The organism is Priestia sp. 10L35 (assembly GCF_056395685.1).
Genome location: NZ_JBFTKA010000002.1, coordinates 145,938 through 164,638, shown reverse-complemented (window position 1 = coordinate 164,638; position 18,701 = coordinate 145,938). Strand labels below are relative to the sequence as shown.

20 protein-coding genes and 2 riboswitches are annotated in these 18,701 nt (G+C 39.8%); of the genes, 1 reads left to right on the top strand and 19 read right to left on the bottom strand.

Going from position 1 to position 18,701, the window contains the following annotated elements; genetic code table 11:
• Positions 1 to 4: 4 nt before the first annotated feature.
• The 14 genes from AC1DEF_RS06750 to AC1DEF_RS06685 all read right to left on the bottom strand — a co-directional run bounded on the left by AC1DEF_RS06750 (position 5) and on the right by AC1DEF_RS06685 (position 12,917).
• Positions 5 to 1,129 (bottom strand): cobalt-precorrin 5A hydrolase, encoded by a 1,125-nt coding sequence (locus AC1DEF_RS06750; RefSeq protein ID WP_097823253.1) that lies wholly within the window; start codon positions 1,127 to 1,129, stop codon positions 5 to 7.
• Positions 1,126 to 1,902: a precorrin-4 C(11)-methyltransferase gene (gene cobM / locus AC1DEF_RS06745; RefSeq protein ID WP_025751698.1), complete on the bottom strand. Its 777-nt coding sequence runs from the start codon at positions 1,900 to 1,902 to the stop codon at positions 1,126 to 1,128. The genes AC1DEF_RS06750 and cobM overlap by 4 nt, the downstream gene beginning before the upstream one ends.
• Positions 1,899 to 2,600, bottom strand: a complete 702-nt coding sequence (gene cobI / locus AC1DEF_RS06740) for a precorrin-2 C(20)-methyltransferase (protein ID WP_097823252.1) — start codon at positions 2,598 to 2,600, stop codon at positions 1,899 to 1,901. The genes cobM and cobI overlap by 4 nt, the downstream gene beginning before the upstream one ends.
• Positions 2,601 to 2,602: 2 nt before the next feature.
• On the bottom strand, positions 2,603 to 3,799 hold the full coding sequence (cbiE, locus tag AC1DEF_RS06735) for a precorrin-6y C5,15-methyltransferase (decarboxylating) subunit CbiE (protein WP_318331372.1): 1,197 nt from the start codon (positions 3,797 to 3,799) through the stop codon (positions 2,603 to 2,605).
• Entirely contained in the window at positions 3,789 to 4,892 is a 1,104-nt protein-coding gene (locus AC1DEF_RS06730; protein ID WP_028408304.1) for a cobalt-precorrin-5B (C(1))-methyltransferase, read from the bottom strand. The genes cbiE and AC1DEF_RS06730 overlap by 11 nt, the downstream gene beginning before the upstream one ends.
• 3 nt (positions 4,893 to 4,895) lie before the next feature.
• Complete coding sequence (locus AC1DEF_RS06725) at positions 4,896 to 5,543, bottom strand: precorrin-8X methylmutase (protein ID WP_013083415.1); 648 nt, start codon at positions 5,541 to 5,543, stop codon at positions 4,896 to 4,898.
• A 5-nt stretch (positions 5,544 to 5,548) separates the two neighbouring features.
• Positions 5,549 to 6,316: a precorrin-6A reductase gene (gene cobK, locus AC1DEF_RS06720; protein WP_097823250.1), complete on the bottom strand. Its 768-nt coding sequence runs from the start codon at positions 6,314 to 6,316 to the stop codon at positions 5,549 to 5,551.
• On the bottom strand, positions 6,313 to 7,230 hold the full coding sequence (locus AC1DEF_RS06715) for a sirohydrochlorin chelatase (protein ID WP_097824352.1): 918 nt from the start codon (positions 7,228 to 7,230) through the stop codon (positions 6,313 to 6,315). Before AC1DEF_RS06715 ends, cobK begins: the two co-directional genes overlap by 4 nt.
• 18 nt (positions 7,231 to 7,248) lie before the next feature.
• A complete protein-coding gene (cobJ, locus tag AC1DEF_RS06710; protein ID WP_318331371.1) occupies positions 7,249 to 8,871 on the bottom strand; it encodes a precorrin-3B C(17)-methyltransferase in 1,623 nt (540 codons plus the stop codon).
• 13 nt (positions 8,872 to 8,884) lie between these two features.
• On the bottom strand, positions 8,885 to 9,265 hold the full coding sequence (locus AC1DEF_RS06705) for a (2Fe-2S) ferredoxin domain-containing protein (RefSeq protein ID WP_016764370.1): 381 nt from the start codon (positions 9,263 to 9,265) through the stop codon (positions 8,885 to 8,887).
• 101 nt (positions 9,266 to 9,366) lie between these two features.
• A riboswitch (cobalamin riboswitch) is annotated at positions 9,367 to 9,546 on the bottom strand.
• 118 nt (positions 9,547 to 9,664) lie between these two features.
• Positions 9,665 to 9,843, bottom strand: a riboswitch (cobalamin riboswitch).
• A gap of 146 nt (positions 9,844 to 9,989) precedes the next feature.
• Positions 9,990 to 10,148, bottom strand: a complete 159-nt coding sequence (locus AC1DEF_RS06700; protein WP_013057318.1) for a hypothetical protein — start codon at positions 10,146 to 10,148, stop codon at positions 9,990 to 9,992.
• Between the two features lie 193 nt (positions 10,149 to 10,341).
• Positions 10,342 to 10,470, bottom strand: a complete 129-nt coding sequence (locus AC1DEF_RS06695; protein WP_255255698.1) for a hypothetical protein — start codon at positions 10,468 to 10,470, stop codon at positions 10,342 to 10,344.
• A gap of 28 nt (positions 10,471 to 10,498) precedes the next feature.
• The gene (locus tag AC1DEF_RS06690) at positions 10,499 to 11,536 is read right to left on the bottom strand and encodes a M42 family metallopeptidase (protein WP_043982902.1); all 1,038 of its coding nucleotides are present in this window, start codon (positions 11,534 to 11,536) and stop codon (positions 10,499 to 10,501) included.
• A gap of 109 nt (positions 11,537 to 11,645) precedes the next feature.
• A complete protein-coding gene (locus AC1DEF_RS06685; protein WP_014459829.1) occupies positions 11,646 to 12,917 on the bottom strand; it encodes a cation:dicarboxylate symporter family transporter in 1,272 nt (423 codons plus the stop codon).
• A 386-nt stretch (positions 12,918 to 13,303) separates the two neighbouring features.
• On the opposite strand from AC1DEF_RS06685, the gene brnQ reads away from it, so the two are divergent.
• The gene (gene brnQ / locus AC1DEF_RS06680; RefSeq protein WP_097823247.1) at positions 13,304 to 14,659 is read left to right on the top strand and encodes a branched-chain amino acid transport system II carrier protein; all 1,356 of its coding nucleotides are present in this window, start codon (positions 13,304 to 13,306) and stop codon (positions 14,657 to 14,659) included.
• A 39-nt stretch (positions 14,660 to 14,698) separates the two neighbouring features.
• Here brnQ and AC1DEF_RS06675 read toward each other — a convergent pair whose 3' ends face one another.
• The 5 genes from AC1DEF_RS06675 to AC1DEF_RS06655 form a co-directional block, all read right to left on the bottom strand.
• The gene (locus AC1DEF_RS06675; protein ID WP_097823246.1) at positions 14,699 to 15,076 is read right to left on the bottom strand and encodes a hypothetical protein; all 378 of its coding nucleotides are present in this window, start codon (positions 15,074 to 15,076) and stop codon (positions 14,699 to 14,701) included.
• Positions 15,077 to 15,090: 14 nt separating this feature from the next.
• The gene (locus tag AC1DEF_RS06670) at positions 15,091 to 16,248 is read right to left on the bottom strand and encodes a hypothetical protein (RefSeq protein ID WP_097824351.1); all 1,158 of its coding nucleotides are present in this window, start codon (positions 16,246 to 16,248) and stop codon (positions 15,091 to 15,093) included.
• A 189-nt stretch (positions 16,249 to 16,437) separates the two neighbouring features.
• Entirely contained in the window at positions 16,438 to 16,635 is a 198-nt protein-coding gene (locus tag AC1DEF_RS06665; protein WP_013057324.1) for an IDEAL domain-containing protein, read from the bottom strand.
• A gap of 133 nt (positions 16,636 to 16,768) precedes the next feature.
• Positions 16,769 to 18,052: an ammonium transporter gene (locus tag AC1DEF_RS06660; RefSeq protein ID WP_050690199.1), complete on the bottom strand. Its 1,284-nt coding sequence runs from the start codon at positions 18,050 to 18,052 to the stop codon at positions 16,769 to 16,771.
• Positions 18,049 to 18,465, bottom strand: coding sequence for a hypothetical protein (locus AC1DEF_RS06655; protein WP_097823245.1), 417 nt, complete (start codon positions 18,463 to 18,465; stop codon positions 18,049 to 18,051). The genes AC1DEF_RS06660 and AC1DEF_RS06655 overlap by 4 nt, the downstream gene beginning before the upstream one ends.
• Between the last annotated feature and the right edge of the window lie 236 nt (positions 18,466 to 18,701).

Genomic DNA, 18,701 nt, shown 5'->3' with positions numbered 1-18,701 from the left:
TCCTTTAGTCATAGGGAATAAGCGCCACTGAAATGGTGACATTCCCTGACTTTTTCTTCACAAGTTCAAGCTTATCAGCACCGCTGTATAACATAGCAGCAGGTTCACTCACGCCATATGCACCTGTATATTTAAAGACAGTATCTGAAGGCTGTTGGATACTTATGCTGTTTAGCTCTTGGGGCGAATAATAGACAAACTCCCAGCCGTACTTAGACGCCACTTCTAATAGCCCTTCTTCATCTTTCTTTATCTCTATTGTACATAATGCTTTTACACTTTTCATTGAAAACTGAAGTTCAGCAAGCGTTTTTTCAATAACGGTTTCAATTTCCGCTGCACTTGTTCCTCTGTTGCACCCCATCCCAATCGCCAGTACTTTTGGACGGTAAAGAACACCGTTTTCTAAGATTGCTTCTTCCTCTTTTTTTAAATTGCGATGCGTTACGACCAAAGCTGCATGTGGCGATGCTTCAAGAGCTGTCTGAATCGATGAATATGTTTTAATGTTAGCTGGAACAGGGTGCTCATAATGCCACCAGTTCTTTTCACCTGATTCTTGAACCACTGCTATTTCTTCTTCATTCACCACAGAAGCGCTGACAGGCGTTAGTTTTTCTGCTGATTCCCACACCCATCCAAAGCGCTTACCAAATAAATCAACCGGAATTGTTTTTTGCACATCGGATGCTGTTGTAATGACAGGATGAGCTTCAAGAGCTGCCGCAACTTCACGCGTAAGCTCATTTGCTCCTCCGATATGACCCGAAAGCACGCTAATGACATTTTCACCTTTATCATCAATGACAACAACCGCAGGATCCGTTTTCTTATCTTTTAAAATAGGGGCAATCATACGCACAACTGCTCCCAGTGAGATAATAATAATAAGTCCTTTATACGATTCAAAAAGAGAAGGCAAAAGCATCCGAACGCTTCCTGAAAACAGCTGGATGTTCTGCTCTTGTTCGTCTCCTTTTTCAAACTTGCTCATGTAATACACATCAGACTGCTGAAAAGTGCGGCCTAGATTTCTTGCAATTTCTACGCCGTGTTTTGTGATAGCTACAACGGCATAATCTCCGCGCTGTGTAATGAGGGCTTTTTTTCCTTCTTGGAGTTGAATCATTCCGACTTCACTCCTCTTCGAAAGCCATGGGTAAATGTTTTGTCATAAAGTTTTGAACGATAATCTTTGTCATGAATGTGTGGATCAAGTGCCCAGCCTGCCAAAATCATCGCCTGCTTGCGAATGCCGTTTGTTCGCATAGCATCATCTAGGTCTTTTACCGTTGTGCGAACAATTTTTTCATCTGGCCACGTTGCTTTATAGACTACTACAACCGGCGTGTCTTCACTCCAACCCGCGCTTATAAATTCTTTCATTACTTTTTTTGTGAGCGTCGCGCTTAAAAATAACGCAATGGTACATTTATGTTTTGCTAAATCAGTTAATTTTTCAAACTCAGGTACAGGCGTTCTTCCTTCAGCACGAGTTAAAATAACCGTTTGAGTCAAATCTGGAATGGTTAATTCTGCTTCAGCCGCTGCAGCAGCAGCGAATACGGAGCTGACGCCCGGAACGATTTCAATATCAACGCCTTCTCTTTTTAAAAGCACCATTTGTTCCATAATGGCTCCGTACATAGCAGGATCTCCGGTATGTACTCTTACAACCATTTTTCCTTCACGCATGCGTTCAAGCATCGTACCGACCATTTCTTCTAGATGCATACCCGCTGTTTTTAACACTTCAGCTCCTGGTTTAGACTTAGCAACTAGCTCTTGACTTACCAGTGAGTCAGCGTACAAGACAACATCTGCTTGCTGAAGTAATTTTAAGCCTTTTACGGTAATTAAATCTGGATCTCCGGGTCCAGCTCCGATTATGTATAACTTCATTTTCGCACCACCATTAGCGTTAAGTATTGTAAATCGGCTCCTTCTAGTTCTGAAGCTTTCCAGATAATTTCTTCATCTGACGTTACTTTTGTCACCACTGACGCTTTTTCAAGCAGATCAAGCTCTTTTAAAAGACCGACCATAAAATCGATGACTTTGGCCACTTTAATAAAAATGACGCAGTCGTTTTCCATTAATACTTTTTTCATTGTTTTATAATCTTCACGAGCAGGAACAATTGCTACGTGTTCATCACCGTCTGCTAACGGAATACCTAAACGAGATGCAGCTCCATTAATGGATGAAATACCAGGAATTACTTGAATCGGAGCTTCAGGGTGACGTTCTTGCATTAGACGCATCATGTGAATAAACGTACTGTAAAGCATAGGGTCTCCCTCTGTGACAAATGCTACATCTTTTCCTTCCTGGAGCTTTTCCCATACTCGTTCTACCGTTTCGGTCCATTTTCTTTCCAAAATAGCAGGATCTTTTGTCATTGGAAACACAAGGCCCAGCATATCTTTTTCATTTGCACTGAAATAGACATCAATAATTTTTTGGGCGTAGCTTTTGCTTCCTTTTTGTTTTTTCGGGTACGCAATAACGGGTGATTCTTTTAATTTACGAAATGCTTTTACTGTAATAAGTTCTGGATCTCCCGGTCCAACTCCAAGTCCGTACAATGTTCCAATCATATTCATTCTCCTCTTTTGGCTGTAATAATATAAATGGGGTTTAAAGCGTCAAATCGCGTTAAATGTAAAATGGGCTTGCTTCTTGAAATTTGTGCAAGGGTAACAGCAGTCTCGAATCCTCGCTCTTTAAAAGCTTTCATTCCTTCTGCTAAATTTTCAATCGTTACGGCATTTAATACGATGCGCCCTCCTGCATTTAACCGGCTGCAGCACACGTCTAAAATGGTTTCCATGCCTCCTGCTGTGCCTCCAATAAACACCGCGTCAGGATCAGCAAACTCACTTAACCCTTCCGGTGCTTTTCCGTGCACAGTGTGGGCGTCTACTCGAAATTTCAATAGATTTTCTCTGCAGTTTTCTAAGTCTGCTTCATTTTTTTCCACGGCAAAAATTTGTCCTTCACGCGCAATTTTAGCCGCTTCAATTGCGACTGAACCCGTACATGTTCCGATATCCCATACGACGCTGTCTCTCTTTAGCTGCAGGGCGCTAATACTAAGTGTACGAACTTCTTTTTTAGTAATAAGTCCCTTGTCCGGCTTGCGTTGAATAAATTCATCGTCCTCTATTCCAAGAGGCCAGACTGGGCTTTTTTCTACCTGCTTTAATATCACGACATTAAGCGGAGAAAAGAGTTGGTTCGCCGCTTCTTCCAGCGAAAGCAGCTGACAGCGCTCCGTTTCTCCTCCTAAATTCTCTGCTACAAACATCTTGTATTCCGTCATGCCAAATGACAATAAGTAGTTTGCCAGAGCACTAGGAGAATTTTGCTCATCTGTTAAAATCGCTACTTTTTTATGACCGTCTATGCGCTGAGCGAGTCCCTTTATACTTCTCCCGTGCACGCTTGTAAAATAAGCGTCTTGCCATCGCTCTTTTAAACGTGAGAATGCAAGCTGAATAGAACTTAAATAAGGATATATTTCAACGTCTAGCTTCGTAGAAAGATAGCTTCCTATTCCGTAAAATAACGGGTCGCCTGACGCTAACACAACCACATTTCCTTCTTCGTTTTTTAAACGTTCAACAAGAGGAGAAAGACCCCCTTCAATCGCTACTTTTTCTCCTTCGAAATCTTGAAAAAAATCCAGGTGACGCTTTCCTCCAATTAGCACATCACTTTCATACACCCACTGTTCATACATAGGAAGCAAACTTAACTTCCCATCGTCACCAATTCCAATAATTTTAATTGCCATGTTGCACCGCCTGTCCTAAAAAATCTCCTTTTAATGTGTAAAGAGACGTATCGACATCGATTCCGTCCCCTACTTCCTTTAATGCTGATAAACAGCAGTACTCGCACAGTTTTTCAAAAAACTGATGATGACCGCTTTGCGTCATTAAATCCCCCACTTGAGAAGCTGTGTTTGCACCTTTTATTTCCTCTACCAGTTCAGCAGAAGCGCCTGACTCAGAAGCTGCTTTTGCTAAAAAATTAAAATCAATGGGTGCACTTTTTGAATGAACCATCATAACGCCTTGCGCGACTTTTGAAAACTTTCCCATCATGCCTACGAGCGACACTTTTTTCATTCCTTGCTTTTTACATTGTTTTAACGTAAATCCAACAAAATCTCCCATTTCGATAAATGCTTCTTCCGGAAGTTCAGGGAACTGTTTCATTCCATACTTTTCGCTTCGGCCCCCTGTCGTAATGACAACGTGCTCACAGTTACTCGCTTTAGCAACGCTGATTGCCTGAACGATACTTGCTTTATAAGCAGCTGTCGAGAACGGAACGACAATCCCCCGCGTCCCCAGTATCGAAATGCCTCCTAAAATACCTAGACGCGCATTTAATGTCTTTTTCGCCATTTCTTCTCCTTCAGGAACCGAGATGACAATCTTAACGCCTTTTTGTATATTGTATTGGGCTAGAAGCTGTTCAGCTGTTTCTTTCAGCATCTTTCTTGGAACAGGGTTAATGGCTGCCTCACCGACAGGAACTGGGAGACCGGGCTTTGTCACACGCCCTACTCCCACTCCTCCATCAATGATAATGTCTGCACCATTACACCACGAAACTTCAGAAATAATCAGCGCTCCGTGCGTGGCATCGGGATCGTCTCCAGCATCTTTAATGATGCTGGCTACAGCACTGCTTGTGCGATACTCGCATTCTTCAAGATGAAACGTAGCAAAGCGGCCGACAGGTAGGTAAATCGTTGACTCATCTTGCACTTCTCCTGAAATTAGCGTAAGCAGAGCTGCTCTCGTAGCTGCCGTTGCACAAGCGCCCGTCGTATAGCCTTCTCTGAGTTTCTTAGGTTCTTTTGGTACTTCCTTCATGCGTTACACCTGATCTGCAAGAATTGAAATTGCATTTAATGCAGCAACCGTTACCGTACTGCCGCCTTTTCGCCCGATGTTTGTAATAAACGGTACGTCAAGTTTTGCAAGTTCTTCTTTAGATTCAGCTGCTGAAACAAATCCTACCGGCAGACCAATAACAAGCCCAGGCTTCGCTTCTCCTTCTTTAATCAAACGAATTAATTCAAGTAAAGCTGTGGGTGCGTTCCCAATTGCAAAAATTCCACCGTCTGCTTCTTTGATGGCTTTTCGCATCGAAATAATTGCACGCGTTGTATTTAAGCGCTTTGCTTCTTCCATTACGTCCGGATCTGAAATATAAACTTTGATTTCACCGCCGTGTTTTTCAATTCGCTGCTTGTTTGTTCCTACTTGTACCATTTGTACATCTGCAACCACTTGCTTGCCGCTGCGAATAGCTTTAATTCCCGCTTGAATCGCATCCGGATGAAACAGCATGCTGCGTCCAAGCTCAAAGTCTGCAGACGCATGAATTACGCGCTGAACAATTGGGTACTGTTCGTCTGTAAACGGATGAGGCCCAAGCTCTTCTGTAATCATTTCAAAACTTTTTCCTTCAATTTGCTGAGGCTGAACAGTTAACGGTTTAAATTCTGTACGAAAATCCATCTCAATCAACTCCTAGTTTGGTTTACTAAAGCATGAACGACTTCTTCAAACGTGGAATACACGGTCCCATACTCAATTTTCGGTCGCCCAATCATAATAATATCTAAGCCTAACTCTTTAGCTGCTTCCACTTTTTCATCCACAGATCCAACTTTTCCGCTTTCTTTTGTGACCATGACCGTCACTCCGTATTGCTTATACAGCGCGCGATCAAACTCTTTTGTAAACGGCCCTTGAATAGCAATAATATTTTTTTGCGGAAATCCTAATTGCTGGCACTTTTCCATATTATCCAGCCTTGGAAGCATACGAGCAACAAGCCGTACATCTGAAAGAGGAAGCAGCTTTTCTGTAAAAACCTGCAGGGTTTTGCTGCCTGTTGTCAGCATAATAACTCCTTTTTTCTCAGCTGCTACTTCTGCTGCTTCTTCATACGTAGAAACCATCGTCATATTATCATAGGTAAAAGCCTGCGAAGCCCGCTCATAGCGTATGTAAGGAATCGCTGTTTCAGCAGCCGCGCCGATAGCATTTTTAGATGCTTCTTCTGCAAAAGGATGACTTGCATCCACAATAGCTTTTACACGATGTTCGGTTACAAAATCCATCATATCTTCTTTTGTGAGACGTCCAATTTTCACTTTCACTTCTGCACGCTGTAATTCGATAGCTGCGTTTTCGGTTACAACCGTTGCCGTAACCTCATGACCTGTTTTTTTCACTTGCACGGCTAATGCACGTGCATCGCTAGTTCCGGCTAACAATAAAATCATTTTAGCTCGCCGACCTTATCTTCATGATGGTCGTGGTCATGATGGTGATCGTGGTGATGGTGTCCGTGATCATGATCATGGTCATGATCGTGATGATGATGGTGATCAATATGCTCCATAATGCCGAGGCGATATTGACACGTATCGCAGTTCATTTTCACTTCACCTTCTAATCCTTCTTCAGCACGTTCTTTTAAAATTGTCTGCAGTTTTGGGTGAAAACCGAAATAGCTAGCGAGCTTAAACTCAATGTTTTCATGCTGCATTTTATACTGCTTCACCATTTCTTCTAATCGCTTAATTAATACTCCTGTAAATAAGAAATACGGGAGAATAACCACTTTTTTAGCGCCCAATTTCAAACATCGCTCCACGCCTTCATCAATCAGTGGAGCGGTCACGCCCATAAAAGAAGTTTCAACGATTTTATAGTTTGTTTTTTCCCAAAGAAGGCGCGTAATTTTATATAAATCACTGTTTGCATCAGGATCACTTCCTCCTCGCCCTAAGACGATAACAGCCGTGTCTTCAGCTGGAGTTTCCAAATTCTCTCCTGATTCTTGTAATCTCGTTTTTAAAATTTCAAGGGCTTCTTCATGAACGCCAATGGGACGTCCGTATACGAAGTTTACGTGTGGATATTTTTCCTTAGCTTCATCTATAGCCGCCGGAATATGTATTTTAGAGTGGCCAGCAGGCAAAAGCATAATTGGAATTACAACTACATCTTTTGCTCCTTTTGCCACACATGTATCAATGCCTTGACTTACATTTGGGCGCTCAAATTCTAGAAAACACGTTTCTATTAAGATAGATGCGTCCCAATCATGCTTCATAGTCGAAATAAATTCGCGAATTTGATCGTTCCCTTCAGGATCTCTGCTTCCATGACCGACAAATAAAACTGATTTCATATAATGCCCTCCCATTTTTTAATCTCCACACGGAGCTGGTTCTACTTTTATTTTTGGTGTTATATCTTGATAGTCGAATCCATAAACGTTCTTCACACGCTTAAAGAATTTATGAAATCGCTCATTAGGATGACCTTTTTCTTTATATTCATGGACAATGTTCTCCACTATTTCAACAATGTCATCGGGTGCTATGCCTTCCGCCACAATTTGACCTGAATGCGCATTTCGTCCAACCGTTTTAGCTCCTAAAAATAAATCAAACGCACCTTTTCTATAGACAATGCCGATATCTTCTTGAACTGCGCCATAACAGGCCATACCGCATCCATTAATACCAAGCTTCAGCTCTTTTGGCATGTCCCTTCCCCCGAGGCGTTTTTGTAATTCTTCCGTATGTGGAATAGCATCGCTTTTTTCTCCATCACAAAAATCACACGCTTTAATTGTGAACACGTCTCCGACCGGAGATAGTAAAAAGGAAGCTGCTTGGAGCTTTTTAATAATCACATCTGGCTGGGCTGTTGGAATTTGCAGTTTGATTTGATGGTCAGGTGTATACTCCATCGTACCTTTTTCACCAACAACTTCTGCTAGTGTGGTCATTTGAACAGGCGTGAATTTCTTATTTGCAAGTCCTGGGCTAACCGCCACTTCGAAAATTGACTCTATTGGCTGATGTACGACCGCAGAAGTGGTTTCACCTAAAATTGCTTGAAGCGCTTCTTCTGCAAGAGCTCGTGAAGTTGCTGTTTCTTCTGATTTGGTCTGAACTGCTTCAATTGCTGAAGCTGTTTGCTCTACAGTCTCTTCTTGATCGAGAGCCCATGGTTCTGCTTCTTTTCGAAGTCGCTGATGCGGTCTTAGCGGCTGCTCCGTTTGGTTGAGGGTATATTTCCGCTGATACCCGCGCGGTGTAATCATTAAATCGTCGTAAAAGAACGTAGATGAATTTCCGACAACAACGGTAGTCAGCATGCCTATTTCGTGGTTTAACATGTCTTTTAAGTTAGTCATTACGACTTCTTCACGGTCACGATAAGCGCTTTTCACAAGACCAACAGGCGTATCAGGAGAACGGTACTTTAATAGAATCCTTTGCGCTTCAACAATTTGTCTTGTTCGTCTTCCGCTTTTTGGGTTGTAAAAAGCCACTACAAAATCTGCTTGTGCAGCTGCTTCAATTCTTTTTTCGATTAGCTCCCAAGGCGTAAGGTGGTCACTTAAACTAATCGTACAAGCATCGTGCATCACGGGCGCTCCAAGGAGAGATGCGCATGAATTGATAGCCGAAATGCCAGGAATTACTTCCAGCTCTACGCCCGTTTCTTTTTTCCAGCCTTTTTCAATCAACACTTCATACACAAGGCCTGCCATTCCGTATACTCCTGCATCTCCGCTCGAAATGACAGCTACGGTTTTTCCTGCTTCAGCTTGCTTTACAGCTTCCTGTGCACGGCTTACTTCTTCGGTCATTCCCGTACTAATAATTTGCTGATTCGTTAACAGTCCTTGAATTAATTCCACATAGGTTTTGTAACCGATGATCATATCACTTTCTTGAATGGCTTCTCTTGCTCGCTGTGTAATATGTTCAAAGCTTCCCGGCCCAAATCCAATAACTAACAGTTTACCTTTCATGCTAGCTCCTCCTTTATGCGTTACTCTTTACTTTGTCAATTCCCTCTATGGAGTCACTGTTTTCCGGAGAAACGAAACCATTTTGATCATATTCATAAATAAGCGATTCCTTTATACTGCAGCCTCCTGCTAAATGCTCTTCGACAATCCGGTGAGCCACGGTTTCAGTGACCTGCTTGTACCAATCTCCTGAAGGATAGACGATAGCTACAGGAGCATCTTTGCATCGTCCGTTACAGCGCGTACGCGTTGTATGAACCGTTTCATCCAAATCCAGTTCCGTCACTTTATTTCGAATAGCTTGTGTGGCTTCTTCTCCACCTTTTCTCATACAGCTGCTTCCATTACAAATCAATACGTGATGTTTTGTTCCGTTTAAGTTCCACGTCGTCACACTCATTCGCTCCTTTACTAAAAAAAGCGCCTCTATCAATGATAGAGGCGCAGAAAATTCAAACTAAGTTTTTGCACTTCCACCTATATCCCGTAGGGTAAGCTTCGCATTAGAAAAAGGCTGGTTTCCTGACTTCGATTCATCACTTGATTGCGCCTTCCCAAATACAGTGGCATATGCAATCAGCTCCTCTTCACAGTGGCGGGTACCGCGCTGGCTTCACACCAGACTTCCCATTTAACGCAATGTGAACATTGCGCACCTTTTTTGCACGATATGTAGTTTTTCGATACGAGAAAAACCCGCTTCGCTAATATGCGAGCGGGTAAAACGTCAGAATAAGAGTGTACACGAATGCCACTTTAAGCCAACGTTTCCCTTCCCGCTCCCCGGAGAAATAGAAACTTCACAATAAAGACAGGTCTCCTGACTTGTGTATCATTCTACTTGAGAACCTTCCCGTGATTTTTTCACAGTGGTTATACTCGTTCGTCCACACTTACAGTTGCGGGGGCAGTACTGGTCTTTCACCAGTTTCCCTATTAAGCCTTCTTGGCATCTTTACTGTTGCTGTTTGATATATATGAACCTTTTAAACTATCAGAATAATAGAAGTAACTACCATATCATAGCGTACATTTTTTTTTATTTCAACTCTATTCTTTTCGGAAGATACAAGCACCTATAAAAAAACAAGAGCATAAAGTCAGCTCTTGTTTTTTCATTATATAGCTACTAATGTTAAATGAGGATCATTATAATACACCACTTCTGAAAGAACTTTACAGCCATTTGTTTTGGCAAAAGCTTCTCTCGCCTGCTTTTCAGTTTCAAATTCAAACATTTTCATTTCTTTTCCAGCATATACCGTCAGTACCCACATGAAAAGATTCGCCTCCGATTATTGTAGTGATCGCTATATCCACATTATGCCGAAACCATTTCCTTTTGAAAACCCATTCTACAAAACTTGTCACAAGAAACTTTTAAAAATTTAAAAACATTTTAACTTCTGTAAATGAACAAAATGTACAAAAGGTTTAAGCAATATTATACCTCTTTAAAAAGGTGCTTTTTTAATCAACTGTTGCTTCACCAGTAAAAAATATATAGTATTTATTAAAAAAAGAAGCCGGACAGCCGGCTTCTTTTTTAGGAAAGGAAAGTACAGACATCACAATCACGTCCCGCTCTTTATTTTGCATAAAAATACACTAATTAAATATTGCTTTCTTAAAGCAGAACCATGTTCGATTGCACATAGTGATAAAGAAGCTTATACGTATGGTTTAATGAATCTTGATGCGTTCTCTCAAACGCATGAGAAGAATCAATTCCTGGACCAATTAAGCCGTGTACGATATCGTGTCCGGCACGAATAGCAGCAGAAGCATCTGATCCGTAAAACGGATAAATATCTAATTTGTACTGAATATCATGCTGCTTAGCTAGCTCCACCAAATGCTTTCTCAAACCGTAATGATATGGGCCGCTTGAATCTTTTACACAAATAGACACGGTGTATTCATCGGTAGATTGTCCATCTCCCATAGCACCCATATCAACCGCTAAGTATTCTACTGTTTGAGGCGTAATGTTCGAATTCCCTCCGTATCCAATTTCTTCATTATTTGAAATGAGAAAATGCGTAGTGTATGGCAGTTCGATCTGTTCTTCTTGAATTGTTTTTATGAGCTGAAGCAATAAAGCTACGCTTGCTTTATCATCGAGATGACGAGATTTAATAAAACCGCTTTTTGTTATTTCTACACGAGGATCAAACGAAACAAAGTCGCCTACTTCAATTCCAAGGCTGCGAACATCTTCTGCGCTATGTACTTTTTCATCCAATCGAATTTCTATATTTTCTTGATTTCGCTCAGCTTTCCCTGCATCTTTATACACATGAACAGATGTTTGATGCATAAGGATGGTTCCTGTAAATACTTCTCCTGATGAAGTTTCAATTTCACAATATTCTCCTTCAATAGAATTGTAGCGAAACCCTCCAATCAAGTCGATTTTCAGACGTCCACTCGGTTTGATTTCTTTTACCATAGCACCTAATGTATCGACATGAGCCGTCAGCATGCGGTGGTGATCTGTATCTTTACCGGGAATAGTAGCGACTAAGCCTCCTTTTCGATTGCGATACGTTTGAATATTTAGCTCTTTTATATAGTCTTCGACAAATGAAATTACCTTTTCTGTATTTCCAGAAGGACTGGGAATCGAAACAAGCTTTTTAATTAACTGAACAGTTTCCGTCATTATGACACTTCCTTTGTCTCTCATTTCTTTTATTTTACCATATGTTTCAAAAAAGATAACAGTCAGCTCCAAACAAAACAAGCCGGGCAGCTGCCCAGCTTGTTTTGTTTTAAGCTATGTTTGATTTCTTTAATTCATTTGTATAATTTAATGATTTTTGCTTATCAAATTCGCCTTCAGACTTTGACATCACAATTGCAGCTAAAGCATTTCCTACTACGTTAACTGTGGTACGCATCATATCAAGAATGCGGTCAATTCCTGCAATAAATGCCATGCCTTCAAGAGGGAAGCCCATAGATTCAAGTGTAGCAAGTACAACTACAAACGATGCTCCCGGTACACCAGCCATTCCTTTTGAGGTTAACATTAGCACAAGAAGGAGCTGAATTTGATCCATAATGGAAAGGTCGATGCCGTACATTTGAGCAATAAACAGCGATGCCAGCGCCTGATAAATGGTTGAACCATCTAAGTTAAACGTGTAGCCTGTTGGAATAACAAACGATGTAACCGATTTAGAACAACCGAAGTCTTCCATCTTTTTGATAAGAGATGGTAAAACGGCTTCTGAACTTGCCGTTGTAAAAGCAAGAAGCAGCTCGTCTTTTAACACTTTTATCAGCGTAAACATGCTTGTTCCAGCCATTTTAGCAATAATTCCAAGAACCACAAGCACAAAGAAAATCATGGTGAAGTAAACGGCGAACACTAATTTTCCTAATGGAATAAGTGATCCGACACCAAACTTTATAATATTAACACCAATAAGTGCAAATACACCTACTGGAGCAAATTTCATCACCAAATTAGTTACCCAAAACATTGCATCCAAGACGCCTTCAAAAAAGGCTAAAACAGGTTTTCCTCTCTCTCCAATCGAAGCTACGCCTACACCAAACAGTACGGAAAATAAAATGATTGGTAAAAGATCGCCCTCTGCTACCGATTGAAAGACGTTTGTTGGAACAATATGAAGAAGCTCTTGAGCAATGCCTGTACTTTCAGACGTTTTTGCCGTTGCCTCATATTGAGAAATATCGCTTTTTTCAATATGTCCCATATCAACCCCTGCACCAGGGTGGAATAAGTTCGCGGCAATAATCCCCACTACAATAGCAATGGTTGTAACAATTTCAAAATAAAGAATTGTTTTTCCGCCAAGCTTACCTAATTTTTTGATATCGCCTACTCCTGCGACCGCTACGATTAATGCTGAAATCACAATCGGTACGACAATCATCTTAATTAAATGAATAAATATGTCTCCAACCGGCTGTAAAATAGAAATGGCTGTATCGCTTCCATAAAAAATAGCACCTACAGCTACGCCTAAAATCAGTCCAATTAGAATCTGAGTTGCTAGACCTAACCTTTTCACTTTCTTGCTCCTTTCGCACAGTTGACTTTCATCCATCGAGCATATGCGGTTCCGCGAACCGTGTATAAATATACATCCTTACAGCACCTTATGTAAACAGTTCTTTACTAAAAGGATGTAAGGCCGCACATGCGAATTTTTAAAAGCCACGGTTCTGTTTTATCATATCAAATAATTGTTGTATATTGAGATTTTTTTGCTAAGTATTTTTCTATTTTTGCTATTTCAGCGAATAAATTAAAAAAATAAAATTTTATATTGAAATATGCATTTTAGGTTAGTATAATACGATACATGTTTATTTTTATTATTCGAATATAAAATTCTGAAAATTTTAATTATTCAACACGATAATAAAAAGCATTTATAATTTTGGAGGTTTTAACGTGTCAAACAAAGTTCCTTTTTCATTTATAGTGGTTATTGGCTTTATGCTTTTTGCCCTATTCTTCGGCGCAGGTAATTTAATCTTCCCTGCAATGTTAGGTCAGTCTGCTGGAAGCAATATTTGGTCAGCAAACGCTGGATTTTTAGTAACGGGTGTAGGTCTGCCTCTTCTAGGCGTTCTCGCATTTGGTTTTTCCGGAAAAGAGGATTTGCAGTCTTTAGCTAGTCGCGTACACCCAGCTTTCGGTATTATCTTTACTACGATTTTATACTTGGCAATCGGACCGCTTTTTGCGATGCCAAGAACGGGAAGCGTTTCGTTCGAAATTGGCGTTAAGCCTTTTTTATCAGAAAATCCAGGGCATCTTCCCCTTATCATTTTCACGGTAATTTTCTTTACTATTACCTGCTTTTTTTCGCTAAATCCTGCGAAAATTGTCGATTTAGTAGGAAAAGTTTTAACACCTATTAAATTAACGTTTATTGGAATATTGGTAGTTGTAGCCGTTGTGAACCCAATTGGAAAATTTGAAGCACCAAGCGAAGCTTATACAACACACTCATTTTTTAAAGGCTTCCAAGAAGGCTACTTAACAATGGATACACTAGCATCATTTGTTTTTGGAATTATTATTATTAATGCAATTAAAGAAAAAGGAGCAAAAACCAACCGACAAATCATCACAATTTGTGCAAAAGCTACGGCTATCGCTGCCGTTATTTTAGCTCTTATTTATAGTGCATTGTCTTATATGGGTGCTTCAAGCGTATCAGAGCTTGGACGTCTTGATAACGGAGGTACGGTTTTGGCTGAAGTATCAAATTACTACTTCGGCTCTTACGGAGGAATTCTTTTAGGTCTGATGATTACCGTTGCTTGTTTAACAACAAGTGTAGGCCTTGTAACATCTTGTTCATCCTTTTTCCATAAGCTGTTTCCAAGTGTTTCTTATAAGTTGATTGCTGTCATTTTATCAGCATTCAGCGCCGTTGTAGCAAACTTTGGTTTAACGGAATTAATCGCTATTTCGGTTCCGGTCTTAACAGCTATTTATCCGTTAGCTATTGTGTTAATTGCTTTAACATTCTTACATCCTTTATTTAAAGGACGTTCTGAAGTCTACCAAGTAAGCCTTCTGTTCACGTTTATCGTTAGTTTATTTGATGGCTTAAATGCTGCTGGATTCAAAATTGCCGCAGTAAACGATCTGTTTACATCGATTCTACCTATGTATGGAGTGGGTCTCGGCTGGGTAGTTCCTGCTATTGTAGGAGGATTAATCGGTCTTGTCATTACCTTCCTTCGTACAAATGATAATACGAACAGAAACACTTCAAGAAAATTGATTAAATAAAAAGAGGATGCGAGTGCATCCTCTTTTTATTATGACGTCTTATGAGTAAGGAGTTTTTTTCTCCATTAACTTCACTTCTTCTCTTAACACATGTTTTTCGTATAGATATTTATCCGTTCGTTGAAAATGATATTTATCAGCTTTTTCTTTTTCAGATGTGGTCAAAAGCACTCGACGATCAGAAGCATCTGACACACCAAACGTTTCATTTTGATAAGTAGCATACGGAGCTACAAAAAACACTTCTTCAACAGCATCACGAGGAACTTCTTTTGTAAAAGTGGTGTCATTGTATGGAATGAATCCATTTGCTACATCGCCTTTCTCATAGCTAATCAGCTTTACACATCCGTTTTCCGTTTCATAACATTCGTAATCTCGTTCATTATATGCTGCATACAAACCTTTTCGAATCACAAAAAACCAGTCCTTTACATTGGGTTAGCAACCGCTGGTACAAATCGTTTTTCTTCTGCCACATAGGTAGCTAAAAGTACTTCTTCCCCATTTACCACTTGGTATAGTTCCGCTCCGTTTGCTGGTGGATAATAGTTATCAAATTTGAACTCTGGAACGGTTTCCCCGTTTCGAGATCCTGTAAACCCATTAAGCGTACATGGAGGTCCGTCTGTTGTTTTTCCTCCGAACACAGTCCCGTAGGGAATATCAACATGGCTTACCGCTTGCGATTTGAATTTGATTACACCGTACGTCGATCCTTCTTCAGGAAACGGCCTTTTGCCTGAACCATCGGTGTAATCTAAACGTAAGCTTTCAACAAAATCTTTGTATGAAGTAATATCATGAACATCTTCAGCTTTAGCTACATATCCTCCCACTGCTGTATAAGATCCATCTACATACTTTTCAATATCTTTAGCAGGGATCGTTTTTTGCAGCAGCGTATCTTTTGTAAGGGGTGAAACAGAGTCACGTATAGCCTTCATTACTTCTATTTCATGAGAAGTTAATGTTTTAACATCCTTTAATTTTAGTTCATTAAACTCCTTTTTTGTAAGATTAACGCGCTTCAGCACTTCATTAATTTTTTGATCAAAATCTTCTAAGCTTTCTAAATCTGAAGCCATATAATGAGCATCAACTGTTCTTACATCTTTATGTACTTTTTTAACTTCATTTAATTCATACTGTTCTACTTCATCAGCCGTTTTAAACGTTTCAACGCTTGAAATGGTTTCGCCATTCGTATCAGCTACAACGTAACCGTCTTCAGCTTTGATCACATATCCGACTTCTCCGTTACCTAACGCAATTAAGTCTGACTGTTGAAAAGCGGCTTTCTCTTTTTCTTTTTGAAATTCCTTATCTGTCATTCCCTTAGTAACGAGAGCTTTAAGTTCTGACGTGTCTTTACTGCCTTTTTGATTTGCTTCTACTTTCTCAGATGTCACTGATGAAGTTTCTGTATTAGATGGCGAATGAGTGACCGTCCCGATGACAAAAATAAGACCAAACACAATCCCTATGCCATACAAAAATTTGCTTGTTTTATGAGCTCTAAATAAAATTCCTAACACAATGCAAACAATACCTGCAATCAAGCTATCTACTAATAATAGATGTCCCAACAACCAAACCCCTCCTCTTTAATTCTTGTTTATGTTAAAAAAATCCATAAAAGAAGTCAATACAATTAATGTAAATAAAGTTTTAAATAGGAATATATTCATAATTATTACTAATTAATCCCTTTTAGTAGGTCTCAAAAATAAAACACACCACCTAAAAATAGATGGTGTGTGAAGTATAGTAAGCAATTAAGAAATTTGTTTAAGTTCTGATGAGAGTTTTAAAAACTCTTCTTTATTTTTCATCAATAGCGTGCGGTCGATTTCTTCTTTTAGCTGTGCTTTACGAAATTCTGCAATCGCCTTGTCTAAAATCATCTCAGCGAATAATGCATCAAGCACCTTTCCGTTGGATTTTTGCGGTGAATTAAGTAAATTCTTTTTCATAAGAAATCAACTCCTTGGCTTTTTTATAATATAACACAAATATTCTGACTTTTCAATCATTTAAACCAAGTATTTTACATCTATTTTTTTCACATAAAAAGGCCGCCCTTTTGTTATAAAGAGCGGCCTTTTATTACGAATCTGCGGCTTTTTCTTTTACTTCCGCATAGTAGTTTTCATATTCAATAAATTCAGGAGCTTGATGAGCTGCCATGATACCGTGGTAGCTGATATCTAAGCCCACTTCTTCTTCTTCTTCCGTAGATCGAAGCGGAACCACCAAGGAAATAACCTTTAACCCTATCCACGTCGTAACAAATCCCCAAGCGCATAGAGCGATTAACCCAAGAAGTTGAACGCCAAGTAACGTCCAGCCTCCTCCGGTAAACACACCGCCGTCTGTAGAAAACAAGCCCACAGCCAACGTGCCCCATATTCCCGAAGCTGCGTGTACAGGAAAAGCTCCTACAGGATCGTCGATTTGACGTGCTTCGAGCCAGTTTGTAGCTGCCATCATTAATAAGCCAGATACAGCTCCAATAAAAATAGCAGATGGTGTGTTAACAAAAGCGCACCCGGCCGTAATGCCAACCAGTCCGGCAAGCGATCCATTTATTACAGAAGGTGCATCTGAACGGTTGTAGCGAAATAAAGTATAAAATAAAGTAGCTGCTCCGCCTGCTGCTGCTGATAACATTGTGACAACAGCAATGTGACCAATTCTAACGTCAGTGGCACTTAGCGTACTTCCTGCATTAAACCCGAACCATCCAAACCATAATAAAAAAGCACCCACTGATGCAAGCGGCAAATTGCTTGGAAGAGAAACAGAACTAATTCCATTTTTCGTGAACTTCCCTTTTCTCGGTCCAATCATTATTGCAGCTGCTAAAGCTGAAAAACCGCCAAGAGCATGGATAACTGCCGAACCGGCAAAATCAAGCATCCCTAACTTACTAATCCATCCGCCTCCCCAAATCCAGTGGCCGGCTATAGGATAAATAAATGTAGTCATCAAAATCGCATATAAAAGATATGCCCGGAAATTAATTCGTTCTGCCACCGCTCCAGAAACGATAGAAATGACCGCAATAACAAACGCACATTGAAACAGCCAAAACGTTTCAAGCCCAATTGGAATGTCAAGGTGCGATAAATTACCTGAGAGCGCAAAACCGCTTTTACCGACAACTCCACCTAAATCATCACCGTACATTAATCCAAAACCAATTAAATAGAAACAAAGCGTTCCTATTGTAATATCAGCGAATACTTTCATAATAATATTTACGCTATTTTTATAGCGGACAAAACCTGCCTCTAACAAGGCGAAGCCGCCTTCCATTAACAAAATCATCGCCGCTGTTAACACGACCCACGTTGTATTTATCCCTAAACTTAGTTCATTAACACTCATATCCCAACGCCTCCACTGCTTTTTAATCGTTTTATTTCTTGTACAATAGCAGGCGAAAGCGTAATTTCACTTGTTTCTTCATTTTCCGCTTTTATTAATTCAAGAACTTCATGAAGTTCTCGCATTTGTGCTTTAAGTTGATCAATTTTTTTAAAGCGTTCCTTTACGTATACCATATACTCGACCGCTTGATGCTGACTTAAAGGACGCCCGGTAAAAAATTTACGAAACGGTGATAGTGATTGATACCAAGCTTCTTCAGCACGTTTCTTCTCTTCGTATTTACTAATTTTCGTTTTTATATCTTCTATTTCTTGTGCTTTAGCTTCTTTTAACTTCATTATAAATTCAATTAATTTTAATTGAGGCAATGTAATGACCACATTATGATAAAGTTCATCCACTATAACCATGTTATATCTCCTTACATAAGATGTTATATTCTGATTATATGTAGAACACTATAGTAAGTCAATGTAATTTTTTGAAAACTCTTTAAATAGTAAATGCGCCCTATCTTTTTACTACTTATAGAATATTAAGCTCGTATGTGTTGAAATATGACGTTATTTGTTTTATCGTAGGAAGAGGAATCATGTTAGTTCCCTATTTTAATTTTATTTACCTAGGCAATTATTCGCTTTATTTC

Coding starts and splice junctions, on each gene's coding strand:
- AC1DEF_RS06750 (WP_097823253.1), bottom strand. CDS start 1,129: ATGATTCAACTCCAAGAAGGAAAAAAAGCCCTCATTACACAGCGCGGA.
- AC1DEF_RS06725 (WP_013083415.1), bottom strand. CDS start 5,543: ATGGATTTTCGTACAGAATTTAAACCGTTAACTGTTCAGCCTCAGCAA.
- cobK (WP_097823250.1), bottom strand. CDS start 6,316: ATGATTTTATTGTTAGCCGGAACTAGCGATGCACGTGCATTAGCCGTG.
- AC1DEF_RS06695 (WP_255255698.1), bottom strand. CDS start 10,470: ATGCAAAATAAAGAGCGGGACGTGATTGTGATGTCTGTACTTTCCTTT.
- AC1DEF_RS06665 (WP_013057324.1), bottom strand. CDS start 16,635: ATGAAAAAGAATTTACTTAATTCACCGCAAAAATCCAACGGAAAGGTG.
- AC1DEF_RS06730 (WP_028408304.1), bottom strand. CDS start 4,892: ATGAAGGAAGTACCAAAAGAACCTAAGAAACTCAGAGAAGGCTATACG.
- cobM (WP_025751698.1), bottom strand. CDS start 1,902: ATGAAGTTATACATAATCGGAGCTGGACCCGGAGATCCAGATTTAATT.
- AC1DEF_RS06655 (WP_097823245.1), bottom strand. CDS start 18,465: ATGGTTATAGTGGATGAACTTTATCATAATGTGGTCATTACATTGCCT.
- AC1DEF_RS06690 (WP_043982902.1), bottom strand. CDS start 11,536: ATGACGGAAACTGTTCAGTTAATTAAAAAGCTTGTTTCGATTCCCAGT.
- cobI (WP_097823252.1), bottom strand. CDS start 2,600: ATGATTGGAACATTGTACGGACTTGGAGTTGGACCGGGAGATCCAGAA.
- cbiE (WP_318331372.1), bottom strand. CDS start 3,799: ATGGCAATTAAAATTATTGGAATTGGTGACGATGGGAAGTTAAGTTTG.
- AC1DEF_RS06715 (WP_097824352.1), bottom strand. CDS start 7,230: ATGAAATCAGTTTTATTTGTCGGTCATGGAAGCAGAGATCCTGAAGGG.
- cobJ (WP_318331371.1), bottom strand. CDS start 8,871: ATGAAAGGTAAACTGTTAGTTATTGGATTTGGGCCGGGAAGCTTTGAA.
- AC1DEF_RS06700 (WP_013057318.1), bottom strand. CDS start 10,148: ATGTGGGTACTGACGGTATATGCTGGAAAAGAAATGAAAATGTTTGAA.
- AC1DEF_RS06660 (WP_050690199.1), bottom strand. CDS start 18,052: ATGAGTGTTAATGAACTAAGTTTAGGGATAAATACAACGTGGGTCGTG.